Source organism: Thermomonas fusca DSM 15424 (assembly GCF_000423885.1).
GTDB classification, from domain to species: domain Bacteria; phylum Pseudomonadota; class Gammaproteobacteria; order Xanthomonadales; family Xanthomonadaceae; genus Thermomonas; species Thermomonas fusca.
In genome coordinates this window covers 17940-36212 of record NZ_AUIV01000029.1, presented here as the reverse complement: position 1 = coordinate 36212, position 18273 = coordinate 17940, and the positions used below count along the sequence as shown (strand labels likewise).

15 protein-coding genes and 1 pseudogene are annotated in these 18273 nt (G+C 60.2%); 10 read left to right on the top strand and 6 right to left on the bottom strand.

Translation table 11 applies throughout. The features are described 5' to 3' along the window. On the bottom strand, positions 1-267 hold a 267-nt coding region (locus G582_RS0111670), incomplete at its 3' end, for an IS5/IS1182 family transposase (protein WP_028839989.1). A 64-nt stretch (positions 268-331) separates the two neighbouring features. Beyond that, on the bottom strand, positions 332-1963 hold the full coding sequence (locus G582_RS0111665) for an NUDIX hydrolase (RefSeq protein WP_028839988.1): 1632 nt from the start codon (positions 1961-1963) through the stop codon (positions 332-334). Between the two features lie 189 nt (positions 1964-2152). On the opposite strand from G582_RS0111665, the gene G582_RS0111660 reads away from it, so the two are divergent. The 7 genes from G582_RS0111660 to G582_RS0111630 all read left to right on the top strand — a co-directional run bounded on the left by G582_RS0111660 (position 2153) and on the right by G582_RS0111630 (position 12173). Then, on the top strand, positions 2153-4405 hold the full coding sequence (locus G582_RS0111660; RefSeq protein WP_028839987.1) for a type I restriction endonuclease subunit R: 2253 nt from the start codon (positions 2153-2155) through the stop codon (positions 4403-4405). A 31-nt stretch (positions 4406-4436) separates the two neighbouring features. Continuing rightward, a complete protein-coding gene (locus tag G582_RS0111655; protein ID WP_028839986.1) occupies positions 4437-6080 on the top strand; it encodes a type I restriction-modification system subunit M in 1644 nt (547 codons plus the stop codon). 11 nt (positions 6081-6091) lie between these two features. Further along, on the top strand, positions 6092-7267 hold the full coding sequence (locus tag G582_RS17600) for a restriction endonuclease subunit S (RefSeq protein WP_169380628.1): 1176 nt from the start codon (positions 6092-6094) through the stop codon (positions 7265-7267). Beyond that, positions 7264-9087: a DUF3696 domain-containing protein gene (locus G582_RS16470; protein ID WP_038053940.1), complete on the top strand. Its 1824-nt coding sequence runs from the start codon at positions 7264-7266 to the stop codon at positions 9085-9087. The genes G582_RS17600 and G582_RS16470 overlap by 4 nt, the downstream gene beginning before the upstream one ends. Continuing rightward, complete coding sequence (locus G582_RS0111640; RefSeq protein ID WP_028839984.1) at positions 9080-10000, top strand: hypothetical protein; 921 nt, start codon at positions 9080-9082, stop codon at positions 9998-10000. The genes G582_RS16470 and G582_RS0111640 overlap by 8 nt, the downstream gene beginning before the upstream one ends. A gap of 312 nt (positions 10001-10312) precedes the next feature. Further along, a complete protein-coding gene (locus tag G582_RS0111635) occupies positions 10313-11620 on the top strand; it encodes a nucleotide-binding domain-containing protein (protein WP_028839983.1) in 1308 nt (435 codons plus the stop codon). Next, positions 11601-12173, top strand: coding sequence for an SLATT domain-containing protein (locus G582_RS0111630; RefSeq protein ID WP_028839982.1), 573 nt, complete (start codon positions 11601-11603; stop codon positions 12171-12173). The genes G582_RS0111635 and G582_RS0111630 overlap by 20 nt, the downstream gene beginning before the upstream one ends. Positions 12174-12424: 251 nt before the next feature. Here the strand turns inward: G582_RS0111630 and G582_RS0111625 are convergent, their stop codons facing one another. Continuing rightward, positions 12425-13234 (bottom strand): cobalamin-binding protein, encoded by an 810-nt coding sequence (locus tag G582_RS0111625; protein ID WP_028839981.1) that lies wholly within the window; start codon positions 13232-13234, stop codon positions 12425-12427. Positions 13235-13433: 199 nt separating this feature from the next. Here G582_RS0111625 and G582_RS16465 point away from each other — a divergent pair. Then, positions 13434-13772 (top strand): annotated as a pseudogene (locus G582_RS16465) (ABC transporter substrate-binding protein); the annotation flags it as partial. A 12-nt stretch (positions 13773-13784) separates the two neighbouring features. On the opposite strand, the gene G582_RS0111615 reads toward G582_RS16465, so the two are convergent. From G582_RS0111615 to G582_RS0111605, 3 genes are all read right to left on the bottom strand, one after another. Beyond that, positions 13785-14264: a DUF4426 domain-containing protein gene (locus tag G582_RS0111615; RefSeq protein ID WP_028839980.1), complete on the bottom strand. Its 480-nt coding sequence runs from the start codon at positions 14262-14264 to the stop codon at positions 13785-13787. A gap of 8 nt (positions 14265-14272) precedes the next feature. Further along, positions 14273-15097 carry a pyrroline-5-carboxylate reductase gene (gene proC, locus G582_RS0111610; RefSeq protein ID WP_028839979.1) on the bottom strand — a complete coding sequence of 275 codons (825 nt, stop codon included), beginning with the start codon at positions 15095-15097 and terminating at the stop codon, positions 14273-14275. Positions 15098-15182: 85 nt separating this feature from the next. Further along, a complete protein-coding gene (locus G582_RS0111605) occupies positions 15183-15854 on the bottom strand; it encodes a YggS family pyridoxal phosphate-dependent enzyme (protein WP_028839978.1) in 672 nt (223 codons plus the stop codon). Between the two features lie 160 nt (positions 15855-16014). Between G582_RS0111605 and G582_RS0111600 the strand changes: the two genes are divergently transcribed. Both G582_RS0111600 and G582_RS0111595 read left to right on the top strand, forming a co-directional pair. Next, the gene (locus tag G582_RS0111600) at positions 16015-17052 is read left to right on the top strand and encodes a type IV pilus twitching motility protein PilT (protein ID WP_028839977.1); all 1038 of its coding nucleotides are present in this window, start codon (positions 16015-16017) and stop codon (positions 17050-17052) included. A 48-nt stretch (positions 17053-17100) separates the two neighbouring features. Then, entirely contained in the window at positions 17101-18231 is a 1131-nt protein-coding gene (locus G582_RS0111595; RefSeq protein WP_028839976.1) for a PilT/PilU family type 4a pilus ATPase, read from the top strand. Positions 18232-18273: the final 42 nt, after the last annotated feature.

The window sequence follows — 18273 nt, the reverse complement described above, 5'->3', positions numbered from 1 at the left end:
AAACCGGCGCATCACCGGCGTGTCGTACAAGGCCTCTTCCATCGCCGGGTCGCTGAGTGCGTACCACTGCTGCAGGAAGTGGATGCGCAGCATCGTGGCCAGCGCATATGGCTGCCGGCCTGGACGCCCCAACTTCGGATAGTGCGGCTCGATCAGCGACAGCAGCGCCTTCCACGGCACTACCTGCTCCATCTCCGCCAGGAACACCTCCCGCCGCGTCTGCTTGCGTTGGCCCAGATCTTCGGCGTCACCGAATGTCAGCTGCATCAGAAGTCATCCCGGAGGTGATGCCCTATTGTCGCCCACAGGTGGCGAGTTGTTCAGACTTTCCTTAACGGCCAACCGCAAGCTCAGGGACTCCATCAACTTGGCGAACTAGTAGTCGCGCCCCAATCGAGTCCAGAAACCCCCGTATCTCACGCTGCATTCGCTTGACGGATTCGATGTTGTCCAAAGCAGGCTGAAGATCGCCTTGGTCCAGCGAATAAATCGCGTTGCCCAGGACCTCTGGTAGGTATACCGAGGCCTCTTTGGTGCTGGCGATTCCCAGAGGCGACTGCAAGCGGTGGCGCGATAGGTTCAGGCGGTACGACTTCCCGCGGCGTTCGTCCTGAATCTCCATCGACAGTGATGAGCGTGAGAAGTACGGGGTCAACGCATTCAAACGAACGGCCCGGTCGTGGAAATCCAGTAGCGGCAGCCCTGCTGCGTCCAACTTGGCGGCAAGCGTCCTCAGTTCTGCGAGAGCGTGATCGTTTTCGATGAGAGCCCAGCCGGTGCTGCTGACGATCGACACACCAATGGCCAACTCTTCGATATCGTCCCCGCGGCGCACGGCAGCAAGCCAGTTCAGCTGTTTGATCTCGTCATCGTCCAGGTCGACATGGACTTGACGCTCTCGGCCTGCGATGCCGACAGCAAAGGGCTCCGAAGGCTTGCCAGGAATATCGATGGGATCCTTCAAGGGGAAGGTGTTGCCGATGGGAATCGCGAATGCATCCGGGTCGAGTGCCGGACCGCCCTGCCGAATGGCATCGACGAAGGCCTTGGCGCCTGCAGCATTGGCACCAGCGGCCAACTCTTCCGCCGTGAACCACGCGAAACGCTCTGGATGTGCAGCCAGGCAGCGCAGTAGGGCAGTCTTGCCAGCATCCTTCAGGGCAACCTTGAAGGGCTGGATGTGATACTCGGTAGCGGAGTAGGCGCTCTTGGCGCCTTCCAAGGCGATGTAGTGGATGGGTTCCCCCACGGGAATCTCCGCCTCGAAAGCATTGTTGGGAATCTCGAGTTCTTCTCGCAGTTCCCGCCTCACGGCTTGGGAGAAGGCGTAGCGGATGTGACTCGGGTCGATCTCCATGTTGGGATCGAAGAAGTCCAGGCATTGAGAGGGGGTCAGATACTCCAGTTCCGGCAAGTCCTCGTTGCACACTCGGCCGCCCGGGAACACGAATTGCCCTCGGCTACCGTCCCGGTGGGGGGCGGGATCCTCTCGACGCACCATCAGGAACTTCCCGTCCAGCGCGATCCAAGCCCAGGAGACCCAGACCCGGCGGATAGGCACCAGGCCGGCCGGTAGGGCTGCGCGGAGTTCCTCTGATCGCTTGATTAGCGCACGCTGCCGGTCGACCAGGTACTCACTGGCATTCCAGAAGCCTGGTTCAAGCAGTCTGAATTCCGCCACGCCAAGGCCGCCCAGTACGCTCCGAGCCATCAAGGATGCCGGGAAGGAAGCGAAGGCCCAGACATCGCTACTCAAACGGCTCTCATCGAGCACAGAGAGCGCCTGGAGCATGCGGCGAACGATGCCCAGCGCCGTGCGTGCCTCCTCGGATCCGACGCTCGTAGCGTCGATCAGGCGCTGAATAAGCTCGGCCTCGGGAATCTCCTCCCGATCGCCACTCTCCTCGGCAATCCTGGGGAGCAGGCGGGATATGGCGGTCAGCAGGTCGGGGGTCGGGTGCATTTGCCCATTGTGGACGGGGGCAGCCACAGGCTCCAAGTCAGGGAATCCGCCTCGATTCCTCCCCGACAGCCCTCCAAGTCTCAGATCATGGGCGAATCGAGGGGGTAGGCCCGTTAAAGTATGGTGGTAGGCAACACAGCCGGCCCCCTTCCCGGCCCAAGCCCTTTCTCCCATATCCAACCGACTCCAGTGACCCCACCGACCTCCGAAGCCGACGCCCGCATCCTGATCGACGACCTGCTCCGGGCGGCCGGCTGGGCGCCGGCGGACAAGTCGCAGGTGCGTACCGAGGTGCCGGTTTCGGAGGCCTTCCGAGTTGGGGAGGCTGGCTCGGTAGCCGAGGCTGTGCGCACGGCCGACGCGGGGGGATTGGGATTCGCCGACTACGTCCTGCTGGACCAGCGCGGTCGACCGCTGGCAGTCATTGAAGCCAAAAAGCAGGCCATCAATCCGTATACCGCCAAACAGCAGGCGTTGCCGTACGCGAAGAAGGTCGGTGCCCCGTTCATCTTTCTCACCAATGGCGAGCTGATCTACTTCTGGGACTACCAGAACGACGATGCCCGTCCGGTGTCCTCGCTGTACACGCGCCGCGATCTGGAACGACTCGTTCATCTGCGCAACGAGCGTAAGCCGCTGGCCGAAGTCGAGATCCCAGAAACCTATGTCCGCACAGGCGAGACACGCCTGCTGCGTCCGTACCAGCAGGAGGCAATGAAGGCGCTCGACCATGCCGCCGAACTGGGCAAGCGTCGTTTCCTGATCGAGTTGCCCACCGGCTGCGGTAAGACCGATCTGATCGCGCTCTACCTCAAGCGCCTGATCCAGGCTGGCCATGCGGAGCGCATCTTGTTCCTGGTGGATCGTGAACAGTTGGCCAAGCAGGCCATCGAGGCCATCCAGGACCTGCTGCCGCAGTACTCCAGCTACTGGCTCAAGCCAGGCGTGGCCCGTCAGGAAAAACAGATCACGGTGTGCCTGTTGCAGACCATGATGGGTCGCGTAGAGGAGCTCTCAAGCGGGTACTTCGACGTGGTGGTGATGGATGAGTGCCATCGCTCCATCTATGGGGCATGGCAGACCGCGCTGGCGCATTTCGATGCCCTGCACATCGGCCTGACTGCGACCCCGGCCATGTACATCGAGCGCAATACCTTTCAGTTCTACCAGTGCAAGGACAGCACGCCGGACTACTCCTATTCCATCCAGGAGGCCTTCAAGCAAGGCCACCTTGTCCCGTACAAGTTCGCAACTGGCATCACCACGTTGATGAGCGAAGGCGCGGAAGTGGAGGGCACTCAGTACGACCCTGCGGAGTTCGAACGCAAGTGGACGAACGAGGCCAGCAACAAGCTGATGATGCAGGAGTTCGACAAGCTCGCGTGGGCGAACTACAAGGAACTCGCGCCCGGCCAGAAGGATGGTCCCGGCAAATCGGTGGTGTTCGCTATCACCAAGCACCATGCCGCACGGCTGGCCCAGTATCTGAACGAGCTGCACCCCGAGTACAAGGGCAAGTACGCTGAAGTCATCACTTCGGATATTGCCGATGCTGATGACGCCATCAGGCGCTTCAAGCAGGACAAGCTGCCGATGGTCGCGGTCAGTGTAGGGATGCTGGACACCGGCTTTGACTGCCGTGAAGTGTTGCACCTGGTCATGTGTCGCCGGGTTCGCAGCCCAATTCTGTACCAGCAGATGCGTGGCCGTGGCACACGCACTGCGCCACACATTGGCAAAGAGAAGTTCGTCATATACGACTTCTTCGGCAATCACCAGTATTTCAACGATTCGGATACGGACATCTTCACCGGCTCTGGTGGTGGCGGCTATCGCAAGCCGCAACCTCACACGGGCCCGACTGGGCGCGAACTGATCGAGCTTGGTCTGGACGACGAATGGCTGCAAGCGGTCAGTTACATCGAAGTGGGACCGGATGGCGAACGCGTGGACAAGCGGGAGTACGTGACCGAATGGGAAAAGACCGTGCAGCAGGGCGCGGACGAGGACCCCGCGCTGGTCAAGATCAAGGCCGGCGACGCGCTGACGAGCGAGGAAGAAGAAGCGCTGGCTCATCGCCTCAATCAGCCACAGCGCTACTTCAACGAAGACAACCTGCGGCGCGCCTATCGCAAGCCCGGCGGTAACCTGGTGGACTTCATTCGCGAGGCTCTGGGTCTCATCAAGACCAAGTCGCGCCCGGAAATCATTGAGGAGAACTTCCGCGCCTGGCTGGTCGGCAAGAACTTCAGCCCGGCGCAGGCGCAGTACCTGTCCCTGCTCAAGAACCGTGGCATCTCCAAGGGCAAGGTCAGCATCGATGACCTGTTCAGTCCGCCGCTGTCCCTGCTCAACGCCGCAGGGATCGGCATCGAGATGTTTGGCGAAGCTGGCCTGAGCAGCGTACTCGAAGAAATCAACTCCACCGTGCTGGCCGCCTAACTGGACGGCCTGAACCAGACAAGAAGAACCAATGGACAACAAGCTCCGCCGCAAACTTGACCACATCACCGACGTCCTTTGGGCTGGTGGCGTAACTAATCCAGTTACCTACATCGAGCAGATTTCCTACCTGATCTTCCTCAAACTGCTGGATGAGGAAGAGAACCAGCGCGAGTTGCGCGCCCGGCTGGGTGCGGACGGCGGCAACGCCAAGCCGCTGTTCCCGGCGCAATCCGAGCGCTATCGCTGGAGTAAGTGGCGCTTCAAGAGCGGAAACGAACTGCGCGATTTCATTCGTGACGAAGTGTTCCCTTACATGGCGTCCCTGGCCAAGGACGAGCCGGAGGTGGCCGACTACTTCCGCGATGCCGTGCTGGAAATCGTCGACCCGAACGTACTGAAGGAAGTAGTCGACGAGATCGACGGCTTCGAGTTCACCAAGCTTGGGCCGGACGTCAAGGGCGACATCTTCGAGTACATGCTCACCCATCTTGGGTCGAGTTCACTCAACGGCCAGTTCCGCACCCCGCGGCAGATCCGCGCGTTCATGGTCGAAATGGCCGATCCGGACATTGGCGACACCCTGTTCGACCCGGCCTGCGGCACGGCAGGGTTCCTGATCGACGCCGTGGACTTTCTGCTGGCCAAGTACTCCGATCACGTCAGCGAATACCCGATCTACGGCGAGGACTGGCTGGAAAAGAAGGGCAAGACCCTGGCCGAGCTCAAGGCCGAAATGCCGCGCCTTCAGACCTACCGTAAGGGCGCGGGCGAGAAGATCCCGGATTGGAACGTGCTGGAATCCAGTGTGTACGGCACCGACGTGTCGCGGCAAATGGTGCGTATCGCCATGATGAACCTGGTCCTGCACGGCATCCGTCACGCCAAGCTGAAGCGCGCCAATGCGCTTTCGGACATGGGCGGGCTGAACGAAGACGACCTGCGTCGCAAGTACAAGGTAATCCTCGCCAATCCTCCGTTTGCAGGTCAGTTGCCCAAGGATTCGATTCGTTCCGACTTGCCGACCAACAGCAAGAAGAGCGAACTGCTGTTCCTGTCGTTGATGATGCAACACCTGGCACCGGGTGGACGTTGCGCCGTGGTGGTGCCGGAAGGCTTGCTGTTCGGCAGCACGGGTGCACAGGTGGAACTGCGCAAGCGACTGGTGGAGGACTTCGACCTGCTGGCGGTGGTCAGCTTGCCGGCGGGCGTGTTCAAGCCCTATGCGGGGGTGAAGACGGCGGTGCTCGTGTTCCGCAAACCACTGTCCGACAAGGCGAAGCGTCTGGATAAGGTGTGGTTCTATGAAATCCGCAATGACGGTTTCGATCCGGACAGGATTGCTGGCGGCGGCCGTGTGGAAACGCCGGACAAAAACGACATTCCGTCCTTGCTTGAGGCATGGAAGGCGTACAAGACCAATAGCTTCGCATCGGTCCCCGGCGTTGAAGCGGGTACCTTGCTGGAAGCGGGTAGCGATGAGCCGAGCAGTTGGTGGCTGACCACAGAGCGCTTGGCTGAGGGCGGCTACCACCTGGGCGCGGGGCAGTGGAAGCCGCGGATTGCCGAAGCGCCTTCTGATGAGGACCCGCTTGAACTAGTGTCCGAGGTGTTGATCGATTACAAGAAGATCGTCACTGGCCTCGAAAAGCTGAAAGCGGAGTTGGCGGAATGACTTGGCCAGTGATGCCAATCAAGTCTGTTGCTCAGGTCGTCACGGGTAACACGCCTCCCAAGAGTGACGAAGAGAATTACGGTACAGATTTTCCGTGGGTGAAGCCACCTGAGCTCGGTGAAACCGAGCCAGTTGTTTCTACGGCTGAATCTTTATCGATGCAAGGTGCAAAGCGAGCGCGGCTTCTCCCGAAGGATGCAGTGATGGTTTGCTGCATTGGCTCAATTGGACGAGTTGGGATCGCTGGTACTGAGCTTGCTACCAATCAGCAAATCAATTCAGCGATTTGTGGTGATGCGTTGAATCCGCGATTTGTGATGTATTGGTTTATGCGGACGACTGAGCAGCTGACTGCTGCTGCAAATAACGCCGTTGTTCCAATTCTCAGTAAGGGGAACTTCGAAAAGCTGGGCATTCCAGTGCCACCGTTGAGCGAACAGCACCGCATTGTCGAATTGCTCGACCAGGCCGATGCTTTGCGTCGTCTACGCCGTACGGCAGATGACAAGGTCGCTCGCATCTTGCCGGCGTTGTTCCTTAAGATGTTCGGCGATCCGGTGGCGAATCCGATGGGGTGGACGGTCAAACCCTTCGACGAGGCATTTCGTGACACTACGGCAGGCAATGCGAAGCTGCAATCCAAGCAGTTTCAGGAGTCTGGCGCTATAGCCGTAATTGATCAAGGCCAATCGCAAGTCGCCGGTTATACCGATGACGAATCACTTCTCTACAAGGGTGAATTTCCAGCCGTAGTATTTGGCGACCACACCCGCATCTTCAAGTTCGTGGATCATCCCTTCGTGCTTGGTGCTGACGGTGTGCGTGTACTGACATCGAAAGAAGGCTTCAACCCCCTCTTTGCATACTGGCATTGTCAAATGCTTGATATACCAAGTGCTGGATACAGTCGGCACTTCAAGTTCCTCAAGGAAAAGTCCTTCATTTGCCCGGATGAAGCATTACAGACGAACTACGCAACAAAAGCCGAGAGTTTCATGGCACAGTTGTCCGCACTGGACGATGCTGCGCATGACGTCGAGAAGCTGTTTTCGGCGCTAATGCACAAGGCGTTCTCAGGCGATCTCACCGCCAAGTGGCGACAAGCGCACATGCAGGAATTGCTGACTGAAATGCAGCAGCAGGCGAAGACGTTGAACCTGCCTACGCCGAAGGAGATTGCAGCATGAGTCGCCGCCTAAAAGCCTTGCGTGTAGGCAACTTCAAGGCTTTTGCCGATACACAAACCATACCTATCAAACCAATTACTCTGGTGTTCGGCCCCAACAGTGCCGGCAAGTCCAGTTTCATTCACAGCCTTGCATTGGCGCACGAGGCGGAGTTCGGACGCAAGAAGCCGGGGCGTGCGAGGCTAGATGTACGTCATACCGAGGTTGGCGGAAGTGCCATTGACCTGGGGGGATACCGTCAGTTCGTTCACCGCGGTCAGCTAGATAAGGGCGTCGAGTGGGGCGCGGTACTCAACGTTTCCGAGCTGGGTGCCGTGCCTCGCTATCAGCAACTGAAGCAATTGCTGTCTGGCGTCAATGAAGTTGCGCTGATCGTCACTCTTGGGATGGAACTCGATAACGAAGGAAGACCGCTCAAGGGTGCGGAGCCACACATCAGCACGATGGAGATTCTTGTTGACGACGTTGAATTACTGCGAATGAGTCGTCGACCTGCGGATTCAGATTCCGCAAGGTTTAGCTCGGATTTATGGCGTGACATCGATGCGGATCTTCCTCAGGCAATAAACAGAATTCTGGAGGATGCGTCAGCGGCGGGGATCACTCGCGAAGAAGTGGCTGCAATAGTCAAGGACGAAGTCAAGAAGCGCGAGGGTGAGATCGGGGAAAGAGCACTCCAGACCCTACGTATCGACCGATTGAATAGTGACCACGGTGTGCTCAGTCAGATCATTGAGGCCATTGTCGAGACTAGTACGTTTGCATTGCGCGAGCGGAAACGAGAAGTCGATGAGGCGCTTGGTGCTCTATTGTCCCGCATCGAAGTTCAGGTAGATCACTTTCTGCCGTCGAGCGTGGTGATCTCGGAAGCGGATTCATCGGTAGAGAGTGAAGTCAGTAAGGCCTTGGCATTCTGGCTGCCGAAAACACTGAATGACCTCATCAAAGGTATTGCAGATGTATTCGCTTGGGAACTGAATCAGCTTCAGTACTTGGGACCACTTCGCTCATTTCCAGCGAGGCACCTAACGCATTCAGAGCATGAGGACAACAACTGGTACGCCGGTGGTGGCTACGCATGGGACGTGGTGCGTCGGAACAGTGATGTCCGGAAAGCCGTAAATGCCTGGTTAGGGTCGGACAAGCTCAAGACGCCGTACGAGCTTCGGATCAAGGAGCTTGTGAACCTGGAACAGGTTCGTGACATTCAACTCGAAGCGAGTGACTCGTGGGAGTTCGGAGGCGAAGAGGTCGAGGGCGAGTCCATCGAGTCGGCAATCAAAGACGATTTCGAGAACTACAGCGACCTATTGGTAGACAACGCAGTGATCGATGGGCGCATCGATCGCGTCAACGAGCTTGTGTTGATGGATATGCGGAGCAAAACCGCTGTCACTCACCGGGATGTTGGTATCGGTATTTCCCAGGTGCTCCCAGTCCTGGTGATGGCTTACGCTTCCCGGGGGAAGCTATTGGCGATGGAGCAGCCAGAGATCCACTTGCATCCTTCTTTGCAGGCTGAGCTCGGTGACGTTTTTATTCAATCCGCTCTTGGTGAGCGGAGAAACACTTTCATCCTCGAAACGCACAGTGAGCACCTAATCCTTCGATTCATGCGGCGTATGCGTGAAACCCATCAGGGGAGAGAAACGGGGCTGCCACCGATTACACCAGACGACATTTCGGTTCTCTACGTCGAGCCAAATGGAACACGCAGCATTGTCCGAGAGATGCCGCTCAATGAGTTGGGTGAGCTTGTGAAGTCCTGGCCTGGCGGCTTCTTCGAAGAGGGGCTCAGGGAGCAGATCGGAGATGCTTGACGAGTATGTCCTCGTCCCGGATATTTTCGACCCGACCGCTTACTCAAATGCGGCCTTGATTGACGCGTACCTTCCATTTCTGCGCGAGCCGATCTTGCAGGAAGCATTGGTACGCGATCTGGCGGATGGGGGGTGGCGCAAGTACTGCCTCGATAACGCGGGGAGCCTCCACAGGCTCAGCAGGGAGCTGATCAGAAAGTTAGTACAAGGGAACCGGCTCAGGAGGTTCCCGAGACAGGCCCAACAGGAGCCTGTATCCACGACTGACTGGTGCAATGAAGCTTTAGGGACTAACGCGGTTGATGCATTGACGGGGATCATCGTCGGTCACGGTACAAAGCAAGAGTTCAACCAGAACGAAGTGGCGTCCATTGAACGGCTTACAGCCACCCCATGGTGGCAAGGCCGTAGCCCAACCGTTTCTGTGGATCGCAAGACGTTGGACTATCTGAGGGTCTTGGGTCGTGTTCTACCGCAGGCCAATTCCTTCATGTTCATCGATCCGTACCTCGATCCGTCTAGTCAGGGATACGGACAACTTCACCAGCTGCTTACCCCATTGGCGAGCAGAGACCCAAAGCCGAAGATTGAACTCCATCGCAGCTTCAACAAGGGGCTTCCACAGCACGTAACCCCCGATGAGCCCTATTGGCGGCGAGCCTTTTCCGATTTGGGCTCGCAGCTGAAGGCGTGCGGGTTGGTTGCGGAAGTTTTTATCTGGAGCGAGTTCCATGACCGCTTCATGATTGCGGATGTCATCGGGATAAATGCTTCTGCGGGCTTCGATGTGACCAACAGGCCGAACGACCTGGCAGTCTGGTCGCGCCTTGGCCGTAGCGATAAGGACGCAGTTCAAAGGCGGTTCGATCCGGCGTCGAGCCCCCCGCGATGGCGGTTCCTGATAGGGTATTAGAGCCCGGTCTGAACATTCACCGCCGTCGTAATCTCAAGCGCGTGGTACAGCACCGTCAGCCTGCGTCTCCATGTCGGGGGGCAACCGAGCACTCCGCCTCAACTCCTCCCCCCTCGACATCGCACGCCTTCAGAATTTGCCTGAGAGACATCGGGAACTTCATTCGAATGACGCTGCGAGAGCACCGTCTCAGGCGAAGAGACGCCGATCAACGAAGCTGCCCTGAAGAAAAGATCCAGGCGATGACGCTCATAGGAACCAATGACGGTAAAGCCGGGTGGCGCTGGAAGTACTTATTGCGATGAGGATGCGATGACCGTAGCAGAAATGTTCTCCGAGTTCCTTGGCAATCTGGCGATTACCAACACAGAAACCATAAGTGCCCGCTATGGTGAGCTGACCTGCGCGCTCAATAAGCAATTCCGTGATACGGAGTCTAGAGAGGCAAATACGCTCCAAGTCGGTTCCTTTGGGCGTAGGACTGGCATTAACGGAATTTCGGACTTGGACATTCTCTACATCATGCCCAAGTCGAAGTGGGAGGATTACAACAATTCTGGGGGACAGTTGAAACTGCTTCAGGATGCGAAGGAGGCGATTCTTAATCGCTATCCAACGACCCAAGTTCGCGTTGACCGGCTCGTCGTCACCGTGACCTACACGAATTTCCACGTCGAAGTACAGCCTGTCTTCGAACAGGACGACCAAAGCTACAAGTACCCGGACACCAAGAACGGTGGCAGTTGGAAGATCACGAAGCCAAGGGAAGAGATGAAGGCGGTTGCCGACATGGATGTCGCCAAGAACGCCAACCTGCGCCGTTTGTGCAAGATGGTACGAGCTTGGAAGAATAAGCATGGAGTTTCAATGGGTGGACTGCTAATTGACACTCTCGCCTATAATTTCCTCAATTCGACGACGGCGTACGACACAAAGAGTTTCCTCTACTACGACGAGTTGAGTCGGGACTTCTTCAAGTTTCTCTCCGACCAGCCAGACCAAGACGAATACGCCGCCCCAGGTAGCCGGCAGCGTGTCAGAGTCAAGAAGAAGTTTCAGCGAAAGGCCAGGAAGGCGTACGATCTTTGCATACAGGCGATCAGTGCTGAAGGCCAGACTAACGTCAACGAAAAGTGGAAGGGCGTCTATGGGAGACCGTTTCCATCTGCAGGAGGAAAGGTGGAGAAAGCCTTTACATCTCCCACTTGGGACAATACCGAAGAGTTCATTGAAGACAAGTTCTCGGTTGACATTCGAGGCCATCTGAAGCTCGATTGTGAGGTCAAGCAGAACGGTTTTCGCAAGTTTTTCCTGAGCGACATGCTGCTCAGACACATCCCCCTGAAATCAAGTAAGAAGCTGCACTTCTGGGTAAAGGACCTTTCGGTTAGAGCGCCCTACAAAATCTATTGGAGGGTGCTAAACCGGGGGGGCGAAGCCGAGAAGCGCAACTGCATACGCGGCCAGATCGTTCTCGATGGCGGGCATCTAGATAAGAATGAAGAGACCAGTTTCCGCGGAGATCACGTTGTCGAATGCTATTGCGTAAAAGATGGCGTAGTGGTGGCGAAGGATCGGATCCACGTTCCTATTGAGGCTGATGCAAGTGACTACGACTAATGGTTCCGAGATTGTTGAAGGTCAGCTGCGTGAATGCTACGGACGTGTTGTCTATACGCACAAGACGCATGAAAAATGCGCTGATCTCCTTCTTGATCGCCACAAATTGATTAAGCTACTGCAAGTTATTCTTTCTGCGTTGGTGACCGGCGGAATCCTTGCCACCCTCTCGGAGATATGGGGGACGGTTGCGACCGTTGTCAGTGCCATTCTGTCGACGGCACTGCTCGCGCTGAATGCCTATACCAAAGACTACGATCTGGGCGAGATTGCTCAGAAGCACCGACAAGCGTCAGCCGATATTTGGCTACTTCGAGAGAAGTACTTGAACCTCCTGACCGATCTCCGTGCCGGGAACGCCTCTGTTGAGAAGGTCTGCAATGCCAGAGATGGCTTGCTGTCGGAGCTGCACGCCGTGTATGCGGGGGCCCCAAGCACCAACTACAAGGCTTACAAAAAGGCGCAAGAAGCCTTGAAGAGTTTGGAAGACATGACTTTATCCGACAAGGAAATTGATGCCTTTCTTCCCAAAGAGCTGAAGCGTACGTGTTAGGGTTCAACCCGCCCCATGGGGGGTGCGTAGTGTGGTGACAATTGCCTGGCTCGCTGCTTTCTCCGGACGTCTGCTTGGGACCGTGATCCGCTCTTCCGCTGCCCCCGACTAACGTCTTCTAGTCGCCAGATCAAGCCGATGCCTGCTGTTAGCCTGTCGCTCAACGCCCGGAGTAAGGCTTCATCGTAGGCGCTGATCATCTGGGACCGGTCTGCTCGTTACAGCCTGGCTCCCGCCTTCGCGACAAAATGTTAACAACTATCGTGCTGGCGGTTCCGAAGGATCCAGCCTTGGATAATCGATCGCAAAGCATCAAGACCAGCTGTAAGGGCTGCTGGTCCCGGTTGGAGAATCAAGGGTGATTTGATCTCGTGCAGTTCACCGTCACGCACGGCGGGAATTATGTTCCAGCCAGCTCGTGAGGCCACAGAATCGGGACGGAATTTCTTGCCGCACCAACTGCCGACGATGATATCGGGCGCCTTGGCAACTACGTCCAGCGGGTCCTCAAGAATTCGGTCGCGAGCAAGCGGCATCACGGCTCGGTCCGGGTATATGTCATCACCTCCGGCGATCTGAATCAGCTCTGAGACCCAGCGAATCCCTGAGATATGGGGCGAGTCCCACTCCTCAAAGTAGACCTTGGGCCGATTGGACTGCTGTGAAGTCTCAGCCTTTATTGCGTCAATGCGCAGATTCAGGTCGTCTGCATAGGCGTTGGCGCGAGCGCTAGACCCGACTAGCGCGCCAAGGCGGCGAATGTAGTCGAGGATGCCCTCGACACTGCGATGATTGCTAATCCAGACTTCCACTCCATTCCGGATCAAATCGGAAGCTATGTCGGCTTGGATATCTGAGAAGCCAATAACAAGATCAGGCTGCAGCTTGAGGATTTCGCCGATCTTGGCGCTGGTGAATGCGCTGACTTTAGGCTTTTCCTTTCGAGCAATGGCGGGCCTTACTGTGAAGCCGCTAACTCCCACGATGCGATCCTGCTCCCCTAAGGCATAGAGGGTCTCGGTTGGCTCTTCAGTGAGACAGACGATGCGCTTGGGACCCATTGGATAGTCTTGACCGATCAGACGAAACCGACATTGTCGTCGACAAAAGGTTAAGTGATTTGACCGGCTTCCAAGCCAGGTCCGAGAATCGGGCTTGGAGGCCGCCCGGAGCTCCCAGGGAACGGTTCAAGCTACAACGATCCAATGCAACCTATTGATTTCATTGGTCGGCAACGATTTTTAGGGGCGACTTTACAACATCCGCTGGGTGGCCGAACTGGTGCGCATCGCCGGCGGCGACGACATCTTCCCCGAACGCGCCATCGAACCCTTGGCCAAAGCCCGCATCCTCGAGGATGCCGCCGAAGTGGTGCGGCGCGCGCCGGACATCATCCTGGGCTCGTGGTGTGGCAAGAAGTTCCGCCCCGAGCGGGTGGCCGCGCGCGCCGGCTGGAAAGAAATTCCGGCGGTGCGCGACGGCGAGCTGCACGAAATCAAGTCGCCGATCATCCTGCAGCCGGGGCCGGCCGCGCTGACCGATGGCGTGACGCGGATCGCCGCCATCGTGCAGGCGTGGGACGCGCGCCAGGCCGGCTGAGGCCGCGGTACCTCAGCGCGGATACAGCTCCGCAGTCGTGTCCATTTCCGCACGCGCGCCGCTGCGGCTGGCGGTGACGTGGAACTGCACGCTGGCCGGCGGCCGGGCCGGGAACACGCCGACGTAATCGATCAGGTTGCCGACTTCGATCCGCTGCAGTTCCAGCGGTTTGGGCGCGTCGGGCAGCACCCTGGCGGTGGCGGTCAGCTGCAGGTCGGCGGGCGGCAGGGCGTCGCCGTTGCCATCGCGCAGGGTGACCAGCAGCAGCGCGCCGTCGTGGCCGGGGTCGAAACCGTAGCGCGCCGCCATCGCAGGATCGAGATTGGCGATGGCCACCGACGAGGCCTGCAGGGTGGCGCCGCCGACGGTCGCGGTGGCGACGGTGCTGGTTGCCAAGACAGCGGCGGTCGGGGCCGGTTCGCCGCGCCCACACGCGGCCAGCAATGCGGCGACGGGAAACAGCAGGAACAGGACGGCGGATGTCTGGCGCATGCGTGGCCTCAGTCGTTGGCGGCGGACAGCGCTGCGCCGCGGACGCGGGCAGCATGGATGGCGGCGGCGACCAGCGCGCGGAAGCCGCCGGCCTCGAAGGTCTCGATGGCGGCCTGGGTGGTGCCGCCGGGGGAGGTCACCCGGCGGCGCAGCTCGGCCGCGTCGACATCGGATTCGGTCAGCATGCGCGCCGCGCCGAGCACCGTCTGCAGCGCCAGCGCGCGCGCCGCCTCGGCGGGCAGGCCTTCTTCCATGCCGGCGGCGATCATCGCTTCGGCCAGCAGGAACACATAGGCCGGGCCGCTGCCGGACACCGCGGTCACCGCGTCCATCCGCGCCTCGTCGTCGATCCAGACAGTGGTGCCGGCGGCCGACAGCAGGGTCTCGGCGAAGTGCCGGCTGGTCGCGTCCACCGCGGCATTGGCATACAGCCCGGTGGCGCCGGCGCCGAGCAGGGCCGGGGTGTTCGGCATGGTCCGCACCACCGCCAGCCCGGCATCGCCCAACCAGCGCGCGATCTGCGTCGTGGTGATGCCGGCGGCAATCGACACCACCAGCGGGCGGGCCATCCGCGCCTGCGTGGCCAGCGTTTCGCAGACTTCGCGCAGCACCTGCGGTTTGGTTGCCAGCACCCAGGTGCCGGCGCCCGCGACCGCTTCCGCGCCGCTCTCGAACACCGCCACGCCGAAGTCTGCGCGCAGCGCATCGCGCAGTGCCGGCACCGGCTCGGCCACCCGGATGGCGCTGGCGGCGCGGCCCTGCGCCACCAACCCGCCAATCAGGCTGCGCGCCATGTTGCCGCCGCCGATGAAGGCGATATCGCTGTTGTTCATGCTTTGACTCCTGTCTGCCGTGGGCCTGCGCCCGGTTGCCGTGTCTGTGGCCGGATGGCCTTGCGTGCTTGCGGTGCGGCGGGCGTCAGCCCGCTTCCCTGGCAGTGCGGGCGCCGAACAGCGCGCTGCCGACGCGCACCATGGTGGCACCTTCCTCGATCGCTTCGACGCAGTCCTCGCTCATGCCCATCGATAGCGTATCGATGCCTGGGTGGCGCGCCGCGGTAGCGTCGAACAATGCCGACATCGCGCGGAAGGCGGCGCGCCGGCGGGCCATGTTCGGGTCGGGCGCAGGGATCGCCATCAGGCCGCGCAGGCGCAGCGTCGGCTGGGCGGCGATGGCTGCAGCCAGCGTGTCCACCTCGTCCGGGCGGCAGCCATGCTTGCCGGCTTCATCGTCGATGTTGACCTGGATGAGCACGTTGAGCGGCGGCAGCGACGGTGGCCGGTGCCTGGCCAGCGCTTCCACCAGCTTGGCGCGGTCCACCGTCTGCACCCAGTCGAAGGCGCGCGCGGCGGCGTCGGCCTTGTTCGACTGCAGATGGCCGATCAGATGCCATTCCAACCCCAGCCCGCGCAGCGCCTCGATCTTGGCCAGCGCCTCCTGCACGTAGTTCTCGCCGAACGCGCGCTGCCCGGCCGCCGCCATCGCCGCCACGGCATCGGCGTCGCGGGTCTTGGACACCGCCAGCAGCCGCGGCGCTGGCCTGTCGGGCAGCCGGCTCGCGTTCTGGATCAAGGACAGGGCCGCCCGCAACGCGGAAGCGGCCGGGACGGTGGCGGGCAGGGGAGGCTGCGGCACGGTGGTTGTACGCTGGCGTCGGTGGCGCTCATACTGCCTGCGGGGTGCGGCCAGTGCCAACCATCCGGCCGGCGGCAGTGGTTTTCAGTCAAACGATCAGGCGCAAGGGGAACCCATGGATATCGCCGAACTTCTGGCATTCTCGGTCAAGAACAAGGCCTCGGACCTGCATCTGTCCGCGGGGCTGCCACCGATGATCCGCGTCGACGGCGACGTCCGCCGGATCAACATCCCGGCGCTGGACCACAAGCAGGTGCACGCGCTGGTCTACGACATCATGTCGGACAAGCAGCGGCGCGATTTCGAGGAATTCCTCGAGGTCGACTTCAGCTTCGAGATCCCCAGCCTGGCCCGCTTCCGCGTCAACGCCTTCAACCAGAACCGCGGCGCCGGCGCGGTGTTCCGCACCATTCCTTCGGAAGTGCTGACGCTGGAAGACCTGGGCTGCCCGCGCATCTTCAAGGAGCTGATCGAGCAGCCGCAGGGCCTGATCCTGGTCACCGGGCCGACCGGCTCGGGCAAGTCGACCACGCTGGCGGCGATGATCGACCACATCAACAAGAGCGAATACAGCCACATCCTCTCGGTCGAAGACCCGATCGAGTTCGTGCACACCTCGCAGAAGTGCCTGATCAACCAGCGCGAAGTGCACCGCGATACCCACGGCTTCAACGAGGCGCTGCGCAGCGCGCTGCGCGAGGACCCGGACATCATCCTGGTCGGCGAGTTGCGTGACCTGGAAACCATCCGCCTGGCGCTGACCGCCGCGGAAACCGGCCACCTGGTGTTCGCCACCCTGCACACCAGTTCGGCGGCCAAGACCATCGACCGCATCATCGACGTGTTCCCCGCCGGCGAGAAGCCGATGGTGCGCTCGATGCTGTCGGAGTCGCTGCGCGCGGTGATCGCGCAGGCGCTGCTGAAGAAGGTCGGCGGCGGCCGCACCGCGGCGTGGGAAATCATGGTCGGCACCCCGGCCATCCGCAACCTCATCCGCGAGGACAAGGTGGCGCAGATGTATTCCTCCATCCAGACCGGCCAGGGCCTGGGCATGCAGACGCTCGACCAGCACCTGCAGGAGCTGGTCAAGCGCGGCATGGTCAGCCGCCAGCAGGCCCGCGAGTACGCCAAGGACAAGCGTCTGTTCGAATAACCGCCGGTTCGCCGGGATCGGCGTGGCAAGGACATCGGAGCATCCAGGATGAGCAGCATCGACTTCACCTCGTTCCTCAAGCTGATGGCGCACCAGAAGGCGTCGGACCTGTTCATCACCGCCGGCATGCCGCCGTCGATGAAGGTCCACGGCAAGATCAGCCCGATCACCCAGAACCCGCTCACGCCGCAGCAGTCGCGGGACCTGGTGCTGAACGTGATGTCGCCCTCGCAGCGCGAGGAGTTCGAGAAGACCCACGAGTGCAACTTCGCCATCGGCGTGGCCGGCGTGGGTCGCTTCCGCGTCAGCTGTTTCTACCAGCGCAACCAGGTCGGCATGGTGCTGCGCCGCATCGAGACGCGCATCCCGACGGTGGAAGAGCTCAGCCTGCCGCCGATCATCAAGACGCTGGCGATGACCAAGCGCGGCATCATCATCTTCGTGGGCGCCACCGGCACCGGCAAATCCACCTCGCTGGCGGCGATGATCGGGTACCGCAACGCCAATTCGACCGGCCACATCATCACCATCGAGGACCCGATCGAGTTCGTGCACAAGCACGACGGCTGCATCATCACCCAGCGCGAGGTCGGCATCGATACCGACAGCTGGGACAACGCGCTGAAGAACACCCTGCGCCAGGCGCCGGACGTGATCATGATCGGCGAGGTGCGCACCCGCGAAGGCATGGACCACGCCATCGCCTTCGCCGAAACCGGCCACCTGGTGCTGTGCACGCTGCACGCCAACAACGCCAACCAGGCGATGGACCGGATCATCAACTTCTTCCCGGAAGACCGCCGCAACCAGCTGCTGATGGATCTGTCGCTGAACCTCAAGGGCGTGGTCGCGCAGCAGCTGATCCCGACCCCCGACGGCAAGGCGCGGCGGGTGGCGATGGAAATCCTGCTGGGCACCCCGCTGGTGCAGGACTACATCCGCGACGGCGAGGTCCACAAGCTCAAGGAAGTGATGAAGGAATCGGTCCAGCTGGGCATGAAGACCTTCGACCAGAGCCTGTTCGAGCTCTACCAGGCCGGCGAGATCAGCTACGAGGACGCGCTGCGCTACGCCGATTCGTCCAACGAGGTGCGCCTGTGCATCAAGCTTGCGCAGGGCGGCGATGCCCGCACCCTGTCGCAGGGCCTGGACGGGGTGGAGATCGCCGAGGCGCGCTGACCGCCTCGGCCGGCGCGCGCCCGCCACGCTAGAATGCGCGCC